The sequence below is a fragment of the Wenjunlia tyrosinilytica genome (genome assembly GCF_014646055.1).
Taxonomy (GTDB): domain Bacteria; phylum Actinomycetota; class Actinomycetes; order Streptomycetales; family Streptomycetaceae; genus Wenjunlia; species Wenjunlia tyrosinilytica.
In genome coordinates, this window is sequence record NZ_BMMS01000047.1 from 1 (window position 1) to 14,565 (window position 14,565).

The 14,565-nt window shown below is 70.3% G+C and carries 19 protein-coding genes and 2 pseudogenes; 13 read left to right on the plus strand and 8 right to left on the minus strand.

All coding sequences use genetic code 11. The annotated features are described in order from the left end of the window. Positions 1-1,065: 1,065 nt before the first annotated feature. Entirely contained in the window at positions 1,066-1,425 is a 360-nt protein-coding gene (locus tag IEY86_RS32670) for a hypothetical protein (RefSeq protein ID WP_189135533.1), read from the minus strand. Between the two features lie 251 nt (positions 1,426-1,676). Here IEY86_RS32670 and IEY86_RS32675 point away from each other — a divergent pair, with 251 nt between their 5' ends. Next, on the plus strand, positions 1,677-2,240 hold the full coding sequence (locus tag IEY86_RS32675) for a serine/threonine-protein kinase (RefSeq protein WP_229698973.1): 564 nt from the start codon (positions 1,677-1,679) through the stop codon (positions 2,238-2,240). 252 nt (positions 2,241-2,492) lie between these two features. Here IEY86_RS32675 and IEY86_RS32680 read toward each other — a convergent pair whose 3' ends face one another. Beyond that, positions 2,493-2,900 (minus strand): hypothetical protein, encoded by a 408-nt coding sequence (locus tag IEY86_RS32680; protein WP_189135534.1) that lies wholly within the window; start codon positions 2,898-2,900, stop codon positions 2,493-2,495. A 498-nt stretch (positions 2,901-3,398) separates the two neighbouring features. Continuing rightward, entirely contained in the window at positions 3,399-3,602 is a 204-nt protein-coding gene (locus IEY86_RS32685; RefSeq protein ID WP_189135535.1) for a hypothetical protein, read from the minus strand. A gap of 268 nt (positions 3,603-3,870) precedes the next feature. Between IEY86_RS32685 and IEY86_RS32690 the strand changes: the two genes are divergently transcribed. Further along, entirely contained in the window at positions 3,871-4,101 is a 231-nt protein-coding gene (locus tag IEY86_RS32690; protein WP_189135536.1) for a hypothetical protein, read from the plus strand. A gap of 344 nt (positions 4,102-4,445) precedes the next feature. After that, a pseudogene (locus IEY86_RS32695) lies at positions 4,446-4,619 on the plus strand (ribonuclease BN); the annotation flags it as partial. Between the two features lie 108 nt (positions 4,620-4,727). On the opposite strand, the gene IEY86_RS32700 reads toward IEY86_RS32695, so the two are convergent. Genes IEY86_RS32700 through IEY86_RS32710 form a run of 3 tightly spaced genes read right to left on the minus strand, consistent with a single transcriptional unit; the run spans position 4,728 to position 6,354 of the window. After that, positions 4,728-5,126, minus strand: coding sequence for a hypothetical protein (locus IEY86_RS32700; protein WP_189135537.1), 399 nt, complete (start codon positions 5,124-5,126; stop codon positions 4,728-4,730). Next, entirely contained in the window at positions 5,123-5,788 is a 666-nt protein-coding gene (locus IEY86_RS32705) for an Asp23/Gls24 family envelope stress response protein (RefSeq protein WP_189135538.1), read from the minus strand. The genes IEY86_RS32700 and IEY86_RS32705 overlap by 4 nt, the downstream gene beginning before the upstream one ends. Beyond that, complete coding sequence (locus tag IEY86_RS32710) at positions 5,779-6,354, minus strand: RNA polymerase sigma factor (RefSeq protein WP_229698974.1); 576 nt, start codon at positions 6,352-6,354, stop codon at positions 5,779-5,781. Before IEY86_RS32710 ends, IEY86_RS32705 begins: the two co-directional genes overlap by 10 nt. Before the next feature lie 267 nt (positions 6,355-6,621). Here IEY86_RS32710 and IEY86_RS32715 point away from each other — a divergent pair, with 267 nt between their 5' ends. From IEY86_RS32715 to IEY86_RS32740, 7 genes and pseudogenes are all read left to right on the plus strand, one after another. Then, positions 6,622-7,107 carry an Asp23/Gls24 family envelope stress response protein gene (locus IEY86_RS32715; RefSeq protein ID WP_189135539.1) on the plus strand — a complete coding sequence of 162 codons (486 nt, stop codon included), beginning with the start codon at positions 6,622-6,624 and terminating at the stop codon, positions 7,105-7,107. Between the two features lie 78 nt (positions 7,108-7,185). Beyond that, positions 7,186-7,443: a hypothetical protein gene (locus IEY86_RS32720; RefSeq protein WP_308425195.1), complete on the plus strand. Its 258-nt coding sequence runs from the start codon at positions 7,186-7,188 to the stop codon at positions 7,441-7,443. Further along, the gene (locus tag IEY86_RS32725) at positions 7,440-7,850 is read left to right on the plus strand and encodes an Asp23/Gls24 family envelope stress response protein (RefSeq protein WP_189135540.1); all 411 of its coding nucleotides are present in this window, start codon (positions 7,440-7,442) and stop codon (positions 7,848-7,850) included. The genes IEY86_RS32720 and IEY86_RS32725 overlap by 4 nt, the downstream gene beginning before the upstream one ends. A gap of 223 nt (positions 7,851-8,073) precedes the next feature. Next, positions 8,074-8,580 carry a DUF6286 domain-containing protein gene (locus tag IEY86_RS32730; protein ID WP_189135541.1) on the plus strand — a complete coding sequence of 169 codons (507 nt, stop codon included), beginning with the start codon at positions 8,074-8,076 and terminating at the stop codon, positions 8,578-8,580. Between the two features lie 42 nt (positions 8,581-8,622). After that, positions 8,623-9,222, plus strand: coding sequence for an alkaline shock response membrane anchor protein AmaP (gene amaP / locus IEY86_RS32735; RefSeq protein WP_189135542.1), 600 nt, complete (start codon positions 8,623-8,625; stop codon positions 9,220-9,222). A gap of 181 nt (positions 9,223-9,403) precedes the next feature. Next, a pseudogene (locus IEY86_RS37120) lies at positions 9,404-9,520 on the plus strand (Fe-Mn family superoxide dismutase); the annotation flags it as partial. 32 nt (positions 9,521-9,552) lie between these two features. Further along, positions 9,553-9,975: a hypothetical protein gene (locus tag IEY86_RS32740; RefSeq protein ID WP_189135543.1), complete on the plus strand. Its 423-nt coding sequence runs from the start codon at positions 9,553-9,555 to the stop codon at positions 9,973-9,975. Positions 9,976-10,249: 274 nt separating this feature from the next. On the opposite strand, the gene IEY86_RS38330 is transcribed toward IEY86_RS32740, so the two are convergent. Beyond that, positions 10,250-10,888 (minus strand): hypothetical protein, encoded by a 639-nt coding sequence (locus tag IEY86_RS38330; RefSeq protein ID WP_373287124.1) that lies wholly within the window; start codon positions 10,886-10,888, stop codon positions 10,250-10,252. Positions 10,889-10,958: 70 nt separating this feature from the next. Between IEY86_RS38330 and IEY86_RS32755 the strand changes: the two genes are divergently transcribed. The 3 genes from IEY86_RS32755 (at position 10,959) to IEY86_RS32765 (ending at position 13,895) form a co-directional block, all read left to right on the plus strand. Continuing rightward, positions 10,959-12,203: a hypothetical protein gene (locus IEY86_RS32755; RefSeq protein WP_189135545.1), complete on the plus strand. Its 1,245-nt coding sequence runs from the start codon at positions 10,959-10,961 to the stop codon at positions 12,201-12,203. A 154-nt stretch (positions 12,204-12,357) separates the two neighbouring features. Further along, positions 12,358-13,554 (plus strand): hypothetical protein, encoded by a 1,197-nt coding sequence (locus IEY86_RS32760; RefSeq protein ID WP_189135546.1) that lies wholly within the window; start codon positions 12,358-12,360, stop codon positions 13,552-13,554. A 14-nt stretch (positions 13,555-13,568) separates the two neighbouring features. Beyond that, positions 13,569-13,895: a DUF1653 domain-containing protein gene (locus IEY86_RS32765; RefSeq protein WP_189135547.1), complete on the plus strand. Its 327-nt coding sequence runs from the start codon at positions 13,569-13,571 to the stop codon at positions 13,893-13,895. 19 nt (positions 13,896-13,914) lie between these two features. Here the strand turns inward: IEY86_RS32765 and IEY86_RS32770 are convergent, their stop codons facing one another. After that, a complete protein-coding gene (locus IEY86_RS32770) occupies positions 13,915-14,541 on the minus strand; it encodes a hypothetical protein (protein WP_189135548.1) in 627 nt (208 codons plus the stop codon). Positions 14,542-14,565 lie beyond the last annotated feature (24 nt).

Consider the following 14,565-nt stretch of genomic DNA (forward strand, 5'->3'; position numbering starts at 1 on the left):
CGTTCCGGTCTGGACCATGGACATGTGTGACTCCTTGCGGTTTCAACGTCACCGACTGCGGCCGCAGGTGTCCTGCCCCGGACGGTATTCACCCATCCGCCAGTCACTCCATCGGATGATCACTAATCAGCCAATCCGAGTGCATTCGACATCCCGGCACGCCCAGGCGGCAGGTCATCCCGGCAGGCAGCGTCGGGCCGCGCCCCGCGGTGGGCGGCGGCCCGACGGCTCACTCCTGGGCATCCACATGGTCCGCCTCGGGCTCGATTTCCAGAACCGCCAGGTATTCGGCGGCAGCGGGGTGCTTCCGCAGCGCCGATGCGCTGGCAGATGCTCACCGCTTGGCGGAGGTCGGCTAAGGCGGTGTGGTGGTCGCCGGTGCTCGCCTGGCAGCGGGCGGTTCCTTCGAGAGCGTGGGCTTCGTCAAGGGGGCTTTGTACCTGGTGTGCAAGGCGCAGGGCTGCCCGGTACACGGAAAGTGCCTGCCCCGGCTCTGTGGACGCGGCCAGGAAAGCACCAGTGCTGTTGAGCGCCTCGGCTTTCCCCTGGGCGTCGCCCACTTCCCGGAACAGGGTCAGAGACCGCTGGAGCAGGTCGGCCGCCGCCGAGTACTCCGCGGTCGCGGCCCGTGCCCGGCCCAGATCCTGCAAGGCGTCGGCTTCCCCGAGACGATCACCGGTGTGGTGTGCGGTGACGGCGGCGGTCTGGTGGAGGGTGATGGCTTCGTTCCAGGGGACTTGCTGGCGCAGGAAGGCGGCCAGGGCAGCGGTGAGGCGGATGGCTCGGCGGTGATGTGCGGTGGCGTGGCTGTGGTGGGTGCAGGCGGTGAGGTTGGCGCGTTCGGCGCGCATCCAGGCCAGGGCCTGCCGGTGGGTGGACAGGACGGGTTTGGCGGCGGGGGCCGTATCGGCGGGCCGGGGTGTGGGGCGGGGGGTGTCGGTGAGGTGGTGGTCGGCTGTTTCGGCGGTGTGCTGGTAGTAGTCCAGCAGGCGCCCGGTGGCGGCGTCGCGGTCCTCGGCCGGGTCGTGTCCGGTGGTGAGGGTTTGGGCGTAGGTGCGGATGAGGTCATGGAGGCGGTAGCGGCCGGTGGCGGGGGAGTCGATGAGGTGGCTGTTGTAGAGGGCTTCCAGTTCCGGCGTGCTTGGGGAGAGGGATACCGGTCAGGGCGGCGGTGGCGTAGGCGTCGGTGTCGGGTCCGGGGTGCAGGCCGAGGTAGCGGAAGAGGCGCTGCCGCTGGGGCGGCATGGCGCTGTAGGACATGTCGAAGGCTGCCGCCACCGCCCGGTCGTCGGCAGCGAGTTCACTGAGCCGGTCGCGGGTTGCGGCGAACTCCTCGGCGTACTGGGACACGTCCCAGTGGGGGTGGTGGCCGAAGCGGCCGCCGAGCAGGGCGATGGCCAGCGGCAGGATGCCGCACAGCTCCACGATCTGGGCGACGGCACTGGGACAGGGCGGTGGAGCTCAGGCTTGTTGGGTGCCTTCGCGTCGTCACTGCGCTTGTGACGGGCAGGGGTGCTGCTGCGGGGTGTGGTGCAACCGCGGCAGGGTGCGGGAGCGTGAACGCAGCAGGTGACGGGGCGGGCTTCAAGGAGGCGATCGGTGACGTTACTGGCCGGTGATCCCACGTCTGTGGGCGGCTACACCCTGGAGCGGCGTCTGGGGAGCGGCGGGATGGGGTGGTCTACCTTGCCCGGTCCAGCACGGCCGAACGGGTCGCGCTGAAGGTGATAGGTCAGGAGTGGACGCAGGATTCGCAGTTCCGGGCCCGGTTCGAGCTGGAAGCGGCTGCTGCCCGCATGGTCCACAGCGCCTGCACCGCACCGATGGTGGACGCGGATCCGTACGCGCCGCTGCCGTGGCTGGCGACACTGTTCGTTCCGGGTGTCTCGTTATCGGTCCGCGTGCGTGACGACGGCCCCATGGCGGAGGAAGAGCTGCGCGTCCTGGCTCTCGGGCTGTCCAGGGCCCTGCAGGACATCCACCGTACCGGTGTGGTCCATCGTGACCTGAAGCCGACCAATGTGCTGCTGACCGAGGACGGCCCATGCTTGATCGACTTCGGTGTGGCGCGGGCCGTGGACGGCAACTCCTTGACCCAGACAGGCCAGGTGGTGGGGACGCCTCCGTTCATGGCGCCGGAGCAGTTCACCGCCGCACCCAAGGTGGGGCCGGGGGCGGACGTGTTCTCCCTCGGCTCTCCCGGCGTCGGTCCGCGCTGCGGCACAGGCGTACCCCGGTGACGTGGGTGAGCAGCGGGCAGGCACCCGGTGGCAGCGCGGCCACCGCGTGCAGGGTAAGCGGCATCAGGACTGTGATCAGCCACGGAAGATCTCCCATCGGCAGGCGGGACGGCGCAAGGCAGGCTGTATGCGAAGTTGCGCCGACGCAGCTGTCCTCGCCCCGGCTGCGCGGCACTGGACCGGGGCCGCTGCGGCCGGGTGGAGCACGCACAGTGCTGGGCACCCGGCGCGCGAGGGTCCAGCCCCCGGAGTTCAAAGCTGGTGGTGTGCGGTGGCCAGCAGGGCGCGCAGCAGGGTGAAGGCGCGTTCGGCGTCGGTGACCTGGTCCGGCGTCGGGACGGTGCTGCCGTAGGCCCGGCCGGTCCCACCGGGTTCGGCCTCCCAGTGGGTGACGGGGGTGAAGGCGGTGATGCACTTGCCGAGGAACCAGGCGAGCTGTCCGCTGGAACTCGCCGACGCCACGGCCGTGGCGGCCACCGCCTCGCGCAGCTGTTCCAGCCGCGCTGCCAGCGGCAGTGCGGCTCGCTGTGCGTCGGGCAGCTTTCCCAGCACGGTGAGCAGTTCCCGGACCGACGCGCGGTCGGCTTCGGTCACTTGCCAGGTCCCCGAGGCCAGTTGCGCCCGGGCATCGCGGACGGCCGCCCTGATCGCCGGTTCCATGGTCACAACGGCACAAAGTACCGGCATCACCGCCGTCCGGCGGGCACGTCACACAGCCGACACACCTTCCTGCCCCGCCTGTGGCGGGTCGGGGCCGCACCCGAATGCGGCCCCGGCCCTCAACCTCCGGGATGCAGCCATCCGTGAGGGACAGACCGACCAGGGCGTCCCTTCCCTGCACGCCGGAAGCCTGCTTCCCTCATCCCCAGCCCGCCCGGCCCACCCGGGAGTTCGCCCGTTCGCCGCACTCGTGGCAGGCGGAAGCGGGACCGGCACGAGGCCCGGGGGAGATGTCGGCCTCACCTGCGATCTCGCGCACGTGCTGCACCGTCACGCTGGCGACGCCGCCACCAGCACCGCGCAGCCACCTGCGACCGCCGCTGGTATGAGACCACCGCCACGGCGATCACATGACCTGTGAACCGCCAAGGTCACGAACTGCAGTTGCCCGGGTCGGAGCGATGCCGGCTTCGGCCAGGAACCGAGGCTGACCGCCCGCTACTTCTTTCGAAATTCCTCGACCACGGCGTCCGCGTCCGCGTCGTTGGTCTCGGTACCTACGCTGCCGATGCCGGTACGCCCGCCTTCATTCTGCCACTTCTGCATCAGCCGGCGCTTTTGGTCACTGGGCAGTTGCTCCACCCACTTCCGGTTCTCCGGTGACATCCGGCCCGTCATCTCCGCCATCGGGTCCTCAGCCATCTCACGTCCTCCTCCAATCACGGCAGGACCGCTGCCGCTGTTTTACAACCTCTCGTTGTTTTCAACCTCTCAGACGGTCGGCCCCGCCGCCACCGGGGGCCCGGTCCGCGAGCTGTGCCCGCGAACACCGGGTGACGTGCGGGAGCCGACCGCCGAAGCCAGAGAGCGGCCGACCCCCGCTCCAGCCGCGCGGGCTCCCGCCGCTCCCCGTCGCAATCCCGCCTCCGCCCGCTATCTGGGAGGGGCCGCGCCTCGAGAGGATGACCGCATGAGCGACCTGGAGGAGCTGCGCCGGCGGCCGGAGGCCCTGGAGGGCGAGGTGGACCGGCCGCGCGAGGAGAACGCGGCCACGCGCACCCCGGTCGGCATGGCCGACCGCGACATCGCCGAAATGTGCACCACCATGGGCGCCCAGACCCAGACCCTCAACGCCCTGCGGGAGACGCAGCTCGAGCAGGGCCGCCCCCTGCGACTGCCGCCGAGGTGGTGGGCACACTGATGACCGGTCAGGCCGCGCTCGCCGAAGCGCTTGAGCGGCTGGCCGCCCAGCAGCCGCCCAGGGAGCCGGACGGCACTTGAGTGCCGGGGGCCGGGCCAAGGTCCCCCACGGAAACCGTGCCACCCGCACTGTCGGGGTGGGCCTCCGCTCAGGGGGTGGGTTCTGACAATTCCGGCCGGGAAGTACGAGGCCGAAAGGCACTGCCGTGGCCGGGACTGCCGTCATCAACCGAAACTGCTCACGTCGAATTCGTGCGGTAGGTGGCCCGGCCAGCCGGGAGGTGTGGCGGGCCGGGGCTGCACCGGAACGCGGCCCGGCCCTCGGCCTCCGGGGTGCAGCCATCCGTGTGGCTGTGGATCACCAATCTGGCCATCCTGCTGGGGCTGGAATTCGACGCCGAGATGGCCCGCGAGCGGGCGATCGCCGGCGGCCACCCCGAGCGGGAGGAGCCCTACGTCCAGCCACGCGACACCCGCAAATGGACCGAGGAGGACCGCAAGGAGACGGGCGGCAACTGACCCCGCCGCGGCTTGAGGGCCCGCGCGGCTGGCCGCGGGCGGCAGCGCCCCGCCTGCTGCTACGAGCGCTGTGCCACCGTCGTCGACGCTTGGTGGGGGCCGTCGGCGTCACAGGTCGGTGGTCCCGGGATTGAGTGATGGGCGACGGCCGGTGATACGGGTGACGCTGACGACGATGGTGACGGGTCCCTGGATGGCGTTGCGGGTCACATGTGGACTGACCGCCGCTCTGACGTAGTCGTGGACGTCGCGTGCGATGTCCAGTGCGCGGCGGTCGTCGTTGACTGCGCAGCGGACTTCGACGTGCCAGGCACCGGTTCGGGGAGTGTATTCGGCGCGGATGCCGGCCTCGGGGGGTGGTGCGCAGGAGCCGAGAGCCTGCCGGGCCCGGATGGCGGCGTCGGCCAGGCACTGGCGGAGGCTGGGCTGCAGTTCAGCCACCCCGGCAACCGCCAGTGCCGCCTGGGCGGCAGCCCGCTCGACGCCCGTCGTGTCGACGGCGGTCACCGTCCGCGTCCGTTCTGTGGCGCGGGTTCAGCAGAAGCTGTGGACTTCAGCGGTTCCAGTACGGACACGATTTTCAGGTCGATGCCGCTCACGGCCAGGCCGAGCTCTTCTCTGGCGGCGTACGCGACGGCCCGGCGCACTTCGGCGGCCCGAGGGGGGAGGGGTTGATCGAGGGTGGTGGCGAGGGTCATGGCGATGGTCACCTCGGTGTTGCTTTGGTCGAGGGACAGACGGCAGCTCGCGGCGCGCACCCCGGGGACGCGGTCGGCGGCCCGGCGCAGGACCTTTGCCACTGCGGTCTGCGCGATCCGCAGTTCTCGCGCCGGATCGTCCAAGGGCAGCATCCGGCCGAGCCGGACCTCGGCGCGTACCGCGCGCACAACCCTTTCCGCCACTGTGTGAGCGCTGGGGCGTTCCCCACGGAGGGTGCGGGTGGCGTTGTCCAGGGCTGTCAGCCCCTCGAGCGCCTGTCGGCAGAACGTGCAGTCGGCTTGGTGTGGGTCGGCCTGATCACCGGCGGCGCGGGCCCGATCCCAGACGTGGCTGACCAGGCGTCCGCAGGGCAGCCGTTCGTCCCCGACGAGCCGGGCCGCGTCGATGTCCCGTCGCGAGGTGGCCGGCTCGTCGCACGGGGATGTGCCACGCGGGTCGTCTATCGCCATGAGGCCATCTCCTCCATCAGGGTTCGCCGTGCTCGAAACAGCCTGCCGCGTACGGTCTGCTGGTTCTCGCCCACCACCTGCGCGATCTCCTCGTACGACAGCCCTTGCAGCTCCCGCAGGACCCAGCAGACGCGCTGAGCGGGCCGGAGGTTGCGGAGCGCTTGGGCCAATGCCGCCGTGGCGGCTGCACTTTCGGCGGCACGGGCGGGTTCGCCACTGCCATCGTGGGCCGCCGGCTCGGCAACGGCGCCCAGGGGCACGGAGGGGGTGTGTCCGCGTGAGGCGTTGAGGCACCGGTTGGTTACGATGCGGTACATCCATGTGCGGAACGTCGCGTCCCCGCGGAACTCCGGGAGTCTGCGCCATGCGCTGATCAGGGCTTCCTGCACGGCCTCCTCGGCGTCCGAGAGGTTGTCCAGCATGTGGTAGGCCAGTGCCAGCAGCGCCGAGCTGTGCCGGTGGACCAGTACGGCGAACGCGTCGTCGTCGCCCTCGGCCGCCCGGGTGACCAGCAGCCCGTCGTCCAGGGCACCCAGGTCGTCCGCGGTATCGCCGATCCGCTGCACCGGGGCAGGAGCCGGCCTGGTGGGCGGGCACGGGTCCGCACGCCGAGGTTGTGAGTATTCTCCCTGCTTTGTGCCCACTGTTCGCTTCCCACTGTTCGCTTCCCGCGCGATTCGTGTTTCGTGGACCGGAAAAGAGTCCGGCCAGGCGCCCCAATCGCCGGCTTGCGCAAATTGGGTCCCCGGCAACTGTGACGATTTCGACCTAATTGTGTCTAATCCTATGACGGGCGCTGACCCGGTGTCCGCACCCCGGCTCTGGAGAACGTCATGACGGACACGACCCCCCCGGCTGCCACTGAAAAGCGCCGACCTGCCGACGAGACAACGGCACGGCAAGGCCCGAAGGACCACCTCCGCTCACCGGAGAGCCGCGGGCGGACCACGATCGCGGACAGCGTCGTGGAGAAGATGGCGGGGACACTGACCCGCGAGGTTCCGGGCATCCACAACCTCGGCACCGGAATGGCCCGGACCATGGGGGGCGTCCGGGAGCGGATGCCCGGCGGGCAGCCCAGCGTCACCCGCGGCGTGCACGTTGAGGTGGGCGAGCACCAGGCAGCCGTGGACCTCGATGTGGTCATCGACTACGGCTACCCCATCACGGACGTCGTCTCGGATGTCCGCATCAACGTCATCTCGGCCCTGGAACGCATGACCGGGCTGGAAGTCGTCGAGGTGAACGTCGCCGTCGACGACATCGACGTGCCCGGAGACGAGGAGGAACGGGAAGAGGGCGAGCACCGGGTGGAGTGAACCCCCAGCCTCCGCCCCGGCCGCGCGGCCGGCACCACGCGCCGGAGGAGGCGACGACACAAGACTGGTGAATGGAAGATGAACACAACTGTGGCGGGACTCCTGACCGGCCTGGCCTTGGGCTTCGCCGGCTACTTCGGCGGCTTCGGGGCTTTCATCGTGGTTGCTGCCCTGGGTCTGGTCGGCCTGATCGTCGGCTTCCTGGCGCGTGGCGATGTGCATGTCACCGATTACGTGCACTCCCGTAGCGGTGACGGGCGCCGCGAGACCTTCGAACCCCGCCGGAGCGGTTACGGACCCGCTTCCCGCACCGAGTACAGGGGACGCGTGCGGTGAACGCCCGGTCCCCGTCGCACGCCCTCCCAGGTGTCCCAGGACGCGAGGCTGCGGACGCTCCCTCCCTCCCGGCGCCCGCCCAGCGCGGCGCGACGCTGATCCCCGACACCGTGGTGGCCCGCATCACGGCCCGGGCGACGCGTGAAGCCCTCAGCCGGCAAGGAGGCGAATCTCCCGCGGGCCTGGGCGCGCCCCACTCCACGGCCACCGTGCACGACGGCTCGGCACGGCTCGCAGTCACCTTGGACCTGCCGTATCCCGTCGACATCGCCGGCGCCTGCGGCGAGATTCGGCACTACATCGCTCAACGGGTCTCTCACCTGACCGGCATGCGCATCGACGACATCGCTGTGTCCGTCCAGCGACTCGTCCCCGGCGAGAGCCGGCGACGAGGACGAGTCCACTGATCCGGAGACACCAAGCCTTGACAGGATGATCATGACTTTCCGCAATTCGAGCACCCCGCCGGACCCCCGCGGCGAATCCCCGCGACCGCGGCCGGACACCACGGCGGCACCGGCCGAGAATGCGCGCCCCCACGACTCGCCGACCGCCCAACCGCCACCTCGACGAACACCGACGCAGGAACCGCCTCACCGTCCTTGGGGAACGCGCAGGGTCTGCGCCGCCGTGACCGCCTCGCTGATCGTGCTCGCCGCTGGCGCGCTGCTCTTCGAAGCCGTCTGGACACGCACCGGGCACCGCGCCACCGCTTGGTGGACGCGCCTGACCGCCGAGTTCGCCACCCGCCCGGTCGACGACGTCTGGATCCTCACCGGCGCCGCCGTCGCAGCCGCCCTGGGCCTGATGCTGCTCGTCCTGGCCCTCACACCCGGCCTGCGCCGCCAACTGCCGCTGCGAGTTCCCGCCGACAGCCCTGGACCGATGCGTGCCGTACTCGACCGCAAGGGTGCGGCGCTGCTCCTGCGTGACGCCGCCATGCGTGTCCCGGGAATCAGCGCCGCGCGAGTCCAGGTACGCCGACGCCAGGTCAAAGTCCGAGCCGACGTGCGCTTCCGCGACACAGCAGAAGTAGAGGACGAACTCACCGATGCCGTCCGGCGCGAAGGGCGCGACCAACTCGCCCTGGCCCGCCCGCCGCGTCCGGCGGTCCGCGTACGCCGAAGCCCGACCTGAACGGCATAGGACCGGGTCCGCCAACCAGTACTGGAGCAGACGATGAGGGAACACACCAGGACCAACCGCGTTCTTCTGGCCCTGCTCGGCCTCGTGCTGCTGGGCGGCGGCCTCCTTGTGCTCGCCGGCGGTGCCGACATCTACCGGCGTTGGAACCTCACACCGCCCGCCGGCTGGCCGCTGACCACCCCCCAGGACGTCCTGATCCCGCGCGCCGACCAGACCCGATGGCTCGACCAGGGCTGGTGGTGGCCGACCGTCATCGCCGCCCTGATCCTGATCATGCTGCTCGCCCTGTGGTGGCTGTTGTCCCAAGCCCGGCGGCGCCGCCCGCGCAAACTGGTCGTCAAAGACACTCCGCGGGAAGCCGTGGCGGTCAACGACCATGGGCTGCGAGACGCCCTCACCACAGACCTCGACATGCTGCCCGGCGTCCGGCGGGCCAAGGCACGCTTCTGCGGGCCTGCCCATCGCCCGCAGGCCCGGATCGGCCTCACCCTCGACTCCGGCAGCACTCCGGGGCGAGTGCTCGAGGACGTGAGCGCAACTGTGGAACGGGCCCGCCGGTCGGCCCGTTGGGACGAACTTCCCACCCATGTCCGCCTGGGCGTCGCCCCGCACGGCCCGCACCGGGTGGAATGACGTCACGGTGCACGCTCCTCCCCGAGGAAGCTTTGACCAGCGCCAGGACGCGTTTGTCCTTCACCCGACCCGTTCGAACCGGCGGTTGCCGGGTGAGAAGACGGTCACCTGCCGGAAGGGCGGCGCCCGAGGGTGCCGAAGCCCGGAGGCGGACGGGTCGGCCCCGCCCGAACGTCATGGCGAGGCGTTCAAGAAGCAGCTCACCGTCGCCACCTCCTCCGTCCAGGGCTCCGGCTGGGGCATGCTGGCCTGGGAGCCCCTGGGCAGGCGGCTGATCGTGGAGCAGGTCTACGACCATCCCACGGCAACCCGAGATCGACGTGGCGCACAGTGGGTCCGCTGTCCACCGACCCCGCCCGCCTCGCGGACCAGGTCGCGAAAGTGTCCTGGGACGGCGGACACATCATGAACGGCGTGGCCGCCATGCTGGACTACGCCTCACGCCCCGGCCCCGTCCGCCCGCGGCTGCGCGCGGCCGCCCTGCGGGTCCTGGCCAAGAGCCCGTCGGTCCGTGTCGTCGGCACAACGTCATGGCTGGGGCACCAGGCCATTGCCGTCTACCAGACCGAGACCTGGCACGGCAGCACCCAGCGCGTCTCCGTACTCTTCGATCCCGCCACCGGCTATCCCATGGGCAGCGAGGACGCCCTGTTCGGCAACGCTCGAAAGCTCAACGTGAAAGTGCCCGCCGCCCTCGAGGTCAGCGAGATCCTCAGCAGCGGCCGCACACACGATCCCGACGGAAGGCCCTGAACATGCCTGAGCGGAGGTATCCGAGGCCAACCTGGGCGAAGTCAGCCGGCCTGCCCGGCGTGTCCCCGGAACAGACCGCTATTCCCACGCCGGAGCACTTGATCAAGGACGTGCGCGAGGGCGTCGAGGCAGGCCGCTATCAGCGGGGGGAGCTGCTTCCCCCTCGAGAAGAACTCCAGAGCCTGTACCGACTGTCCGCAGCCGACGTGGATGCCGCCATCCGCCACCTTCGACGAGCAGGGCTCCTTCAGCTCACCGACGAGTACCAGGACACCTACTTCATCGAGACGCGAGGCCAGCACTTGCCGGAAAGCACCGGCGCAAGCTCCGCCAGCGGGCTCCGCTGGCGGCCATGGAAGTGGCATCGCAGCGCACAACAGCGCCCGTAGCAGGAGCCGCCAGCGTCGTAGATGGTGGCTGGGGCGCCACAGGACCACCGCCAGAGGGCATTTGGTTCGGGTGTGGCTCCCTCTGCAGGGATGTTTGTGATCAGGCCCGTGAGTTCGTAGTTGTGCTGGTCGGGGGTGGGGTAGAGGCGCTGGTGCTCGCGGGCGAGGTGCGAACGCTCGCCGTAGGCGTCGAAGTCGCCGTTGTCGATGAGAGCGTGGGGCTTGAGTACGGCTTCGGCGCCGTCCATTCCCCAGCGGCTGCCGGTGGTGTCGAGGCGGTCGCCGATCAAGTTGCGGCAGGCGCCTTCGATCGGGCCGGTGGCGATCGGCCAGCCTGCGGTGAACGCGGTGTCGTAGCGGAGGGCGAGGTGGCCGGTAAGGGAGCTGACGCAGGCGTCGGCTCCCTCGCGCCGGGTTCCGCGCAGCCCGGTCTGATCCGCCTGGGTGCTGATCTCGGTCGCCGCCCGCGCGGCGTGGCCGCGGAGGATCGTGGTGAGGTGACCGGCGACCCAGGATTCGCCCACGGGTGTCTCGTTCCGGGGATGCGCTGCGTACCCGGCCCGTTACCATGCCGATGCGGCGAGGGGGAGAGGCATGGACTCACGGCGTGCGCACTTATGGCGCGCGGCGGCTTGGCGGCCGCTGGTTGCGGGCGTTCTGTGCGTCCTGCTCGGCCCGGGCGCCGCTAGCGCGGCCGACGGCAGCCCGCTCGCCGGTGAACTGCTCACCTCGTCGGACACCATCGACTCCGGACACCCGGTCGACCTCGTGCTCTCGGTCCAGAACCGGCAGTCCGTGCCGGTGAGCCTGCAAAAGGTCGACGTCCTGGCCTCGGACGGACTCAGGGCGTGCGCCTGGCGGCAGACCGCATGCGACGCACATTTCGCGTCCCGCCCGGCGCCGGTCCGCAGCGTGGCGGCTGGCGATACCGCCACCCTCCGCTACCGGCTGCGGTCCCAGGGACGCCTGTGGCCGGGTCCGAAGCTGGTGGTCGTCAGCGTACACGGACGCTACGTCCTCAAGGGCAAGCCGCACCAGGTGTCACTGACGCTGAGCAAACGGGTTCAGTTCGCTGTGCTGGGCGAGGCGCAGTTCATCAGCGGCATCGGGGTCCCCTCGTTCCTCCTGCTGCCCGGGTTCCTGCTGCTCGCCACGTACCGCCTCCTCGCACGGCGCAGCCGGCAGGGCGAGGCCGCCTTACCGCAACTGGACGTCAACGCCATGGAGTTCGTCGCCCTGTCGGCGTCGCTCTCTATCGCTGCGGTACCCCTCTTCTGGGTGATCTCGTGGTTCGCCGGGGAGCCGAGAACCTATCTCGATGGCTACGACACCCAGGATCTCCTCGCGGTGTGGATCGGCTCGATCGCCGCCGGGGCCGTCGCCTTTTCCGTGCCCGCCGCCCTGGCTGCCATACAGCTGTGGCTGCGGACCCCGCAGCTGACCGACAGCCCGGGGCAGGCGCTGAGCCGGCTGGCCAGAGCCGGCGAGGGGCTCACCCGGACGCAGATGCGCTTCCGCCACGCCGGGCCCGGCGGCGAGGTGCCGGCGCAGGCCTTCGTCTACGCTGCTCCGGCCGTCGAAGGAGATCCCTATTGGCTGATGCCCCCGATCCGCTACACCTGCCGGGCCGGGGCCGCGCCGGACGTGCACCGAAGACTTGTGGAACTGCTGCGCGGCGAAGCACCGGCCAAGGCGGTCCACGACTTCCTGCGCCAGCACGCGAAGGACGTGGACCTGTCGTGGGCGCCGGGCGCGCTGCGCGGCCCCGTCCAGGTGAGCGCCCCACAGGTGCGGGGCGAAGTTGCAGCGGCTCCGCTGCTGCGGATGGAGGCGCCCTGACATGGGCCGGGAAGGGCGGCCCCGTGGACCGCCCCCGGCGCGAACGCCTGAATCCTCCTCCCACCTGGGCAACCCCAGGCCGCCGGTGAGCCACGTCACGGGAGTCGGATGAATCAAGGTGGAGGATACGGACTCTTATGGAGGTGTCAAGCCAATGCTTCGCGTTCAGCAGCTCCGCCTGACCTATGCGTGGAGCGTCACCACTCCGGGGCTGCTGGACGGCGCCACGCATGGGGCCCCGGCACCCGCGATGACGTTTCCCGCCGACTACGTCCGCGCCTTCGACGCCGTCGGGAACACCGGCGTGATTCCCGCGGGCGGCGCCCCCTGGCCCGGTAGCACGGACGAACCGTCCCTGACCCGTCCATGGCCCCCGCGCAACGAGGCCGTGGACGAGGTAGTCAACGTGTGGGCCAGAGCGCTTGGTTCGCGGGACTACGCCTCGCTGAGCAGTCGGCGCTTCTGGCGCGCCCAGATCCCGCTGGCAGTTCCTCGCCCGCCTCTGCGCCTCGCGCAGGACACGGCAGAGACGGTGGTGACCGGGACCGCCCTGTGCCACCCGCTGGGCAACTCCGTCGCCGTCACGGCGGCGATCAGCGGCGATCTCGACCCCGGCCGACTGGCCGAGCGTGTGGCCGACATCGATCAGAGCGCGCGGCTCCGGCTGGCAGACGGGCACACCACCCAGACCTACCCGCTGCGCACCCTCGGCCCCGAGCTGCTGCGGCGGTTGCACACGCACCGGGGCGGGACGGGCATCGGCGAGCCCGAATTCGATCCGTTTGTCGTCGTCACCGTCGTCCGGGCCGACCCGGACTGCACGGACGACGAATGCCGGGCGACCGAGGGCGGCGCTGTGCACCATCTGCTGCACGCCCTGGCCACGCGCGCCCGCCTCACGGAGTGTCCGGTGCCGCGCCGGCTCGCGGAACACAGCCTGCCGGGCCGCACCCACCAAGGGGGAGGCGTCCTCTACCGGCTGCCCCGGACCCGCGTGGTCTGGGCACCGTACCGGTTCCGGCGTGCAGGACGCAGCCGCTGGCTCGGCTGCTACCACCACAACCTGGCCTTGGCGAGCATGCTCACCGACGCCTGGCTCGGCGTCACCGCCTGGGCCGCCGACACCATCGCCGAGGGGCCGCTCGCACCGGGAGCTTTCGAGGTGGCGGAGCGTTGCGCCGCACTCCTCGGCCTCGTTTATGAGGAGAACCCCCGGCCGGCCCCCGTGTACCGCACCCGAAGCATGGCCGCTCAGATCGTGGACAGCGGGCTGGTACCCGCCCTGCAGGACGTCCGTGGCTATGTCGGCGCCCTCAGGGAACTCAAGCCCGCCTCACTAACCCCCGGATGAGAGGAAGACAGACCATGGCCATTCAGTCCGGCGCTCAGGGGACCGAGCAGGTCCATTCAACTTCCGGCGCCGAGCAACTCCCCTTCAGGCTGGGCGTGTACGAGCACTTCACCGGCAACCAGTACCAAGTCGACGGCTTCGGTCGTCTGGTGTTCGGGGACGGGGAGCAGGAGAACGTCGGCGAGCAGGTCGTCGTCTACCACGCCCTATTCACCTCGCCGAGGTACGGAGAGCAGGCGGTCTGGATCCGCCCCGTCGACAACTTCACGGAGGAAATCGTGATCGACGGCCGCACTGTCCAGCGCTTCCGCTACGTCGGCGAGCATCCGTCTGACGAGTGACGTGACCCGGCGGCGGGGCTCACCGGGGTGTCAGCCGATAGGTGAGGGCCTGCACCGCGAGGGCGCAGCACCAGACCCACCACGGTAGTCCCGCCATGGCCACCCACACCGCGGACGTGACCGCGAGGCCGAGGGGGTAGACGAGGGGCGTGTGCCTTCGGTAACCCAGCCGCACGGGAATCGATGCGACCCCCTCGCCCGCGTCCTTGGCCGCGTCCCGCACGTCACCCAGGAGGTTGCGGATCGTCATCAGGACGAAGACCAGCAGGACCTGTCTGGCATGGGCACCGGGCAGGGGCTCGATGAGGGCGACCTTGAGGCCCGCGTTGATCAGCGGCGACACAGCCGCCAGGAACGGGATGCGTTTTTTGAGGGAATAGCCCGCGGCCAGCACGAGGAAGGGCACACACATCGGGTCGGCGACTAGGACCACCCCGGCGATCCACAGCAGCGCCCAGACCGGCCAGGGCCACCGCAACCGCCCCATGTCCCGGTGCTGCCACTCGAGATGGATCAGGAATCCGAACCAGAGAAGGCTCAAGCCCACCATGTCGCGCAGCCCTGCGTGCAGGGCCTGAAAGAGCAGAAGCAGGTCGACGTACGAGTAGATACGTAACTGGCCGAGGTAGTTGAGAGCGTGCTGCATCACTGACCCCCCACGTCGTCGAGG

Coding starts and splice junctions, on each gene's coding strand:
- IEY86_RS32760 (WP_189135546.1), top strand. CDS start 12,358: ATGCTTCGCGTTCAGCAGCTCCGCCTGACCTATGCGTGGAGCGTCACC.
- IEY86_RS32680 (WP_189135534.1), bottom strand. CDS start 2,900: ATGGAACCGGCGATCAGGGCGGCCGTCCGCGATGCCCGGGCGCAACTG.
- IEY86_RS32755 (WP_189135545.1), top strand. CDS start 10,959: ATGGACTCACGGCGTGCGCACTTATGGCGCGCGGCGGCTTGGCGGCCG.
- IEY86_RS32770 (WP_189135548.1), bottom strand. CDS start 14,541: ATGCAGCACGCTCTCAACTACCTCGGCCAGTTACGTATCTACTCGTAC.
- IEY86_RS32765 (WP_189135547.1), top strand. CDS start 13,569: ATGGCCATTCAGTCCGGCGCTCAGGGGACCGAGCAGGTCCATTCAACT.
- IEY86_RS32690 (WP_189135536.1), top strand. CDS start 3,871: ATGAGCGACCTGGAGGAGCTGCGCCGGCGGCCGGAGGCCCTGGAGGGC.
- IEY86_RS32720 (WP_308425195.1), top strand. CDS start 7,186: ATGAACACAACTGTGGCGGGACTCCTGACCGGCCTGGCCTTGGGCTTC.
- amaP (WP_189135542.1), top strand. CDS start 8,623: ATGAGGGAACACACCAGGACCAACCGCGTTCTTCTGGCCCTGCTCGGC.
- IEY86_RS32705 (WP_189135538.1), bottom strand. CDS start 5,788: ATGGCGATAGACGACCCGCGTGGCACATCCCCGTGCGACGAGCCGGCC.
- IEY86_RS32715 (WP_189135539.1), top strand. CDS start 6,622: ATGACGGACACGACCCCCCCGGCTGCCACTGAAAAGCGCCGACCTGCC.
- IEY86_RS32685 (WP_189135535.1), bottom strand. CDS start 3,602: ATGGCTGAGGACCCGATGGCGGAGATGACGGGCCGGATGTCACCGGAG.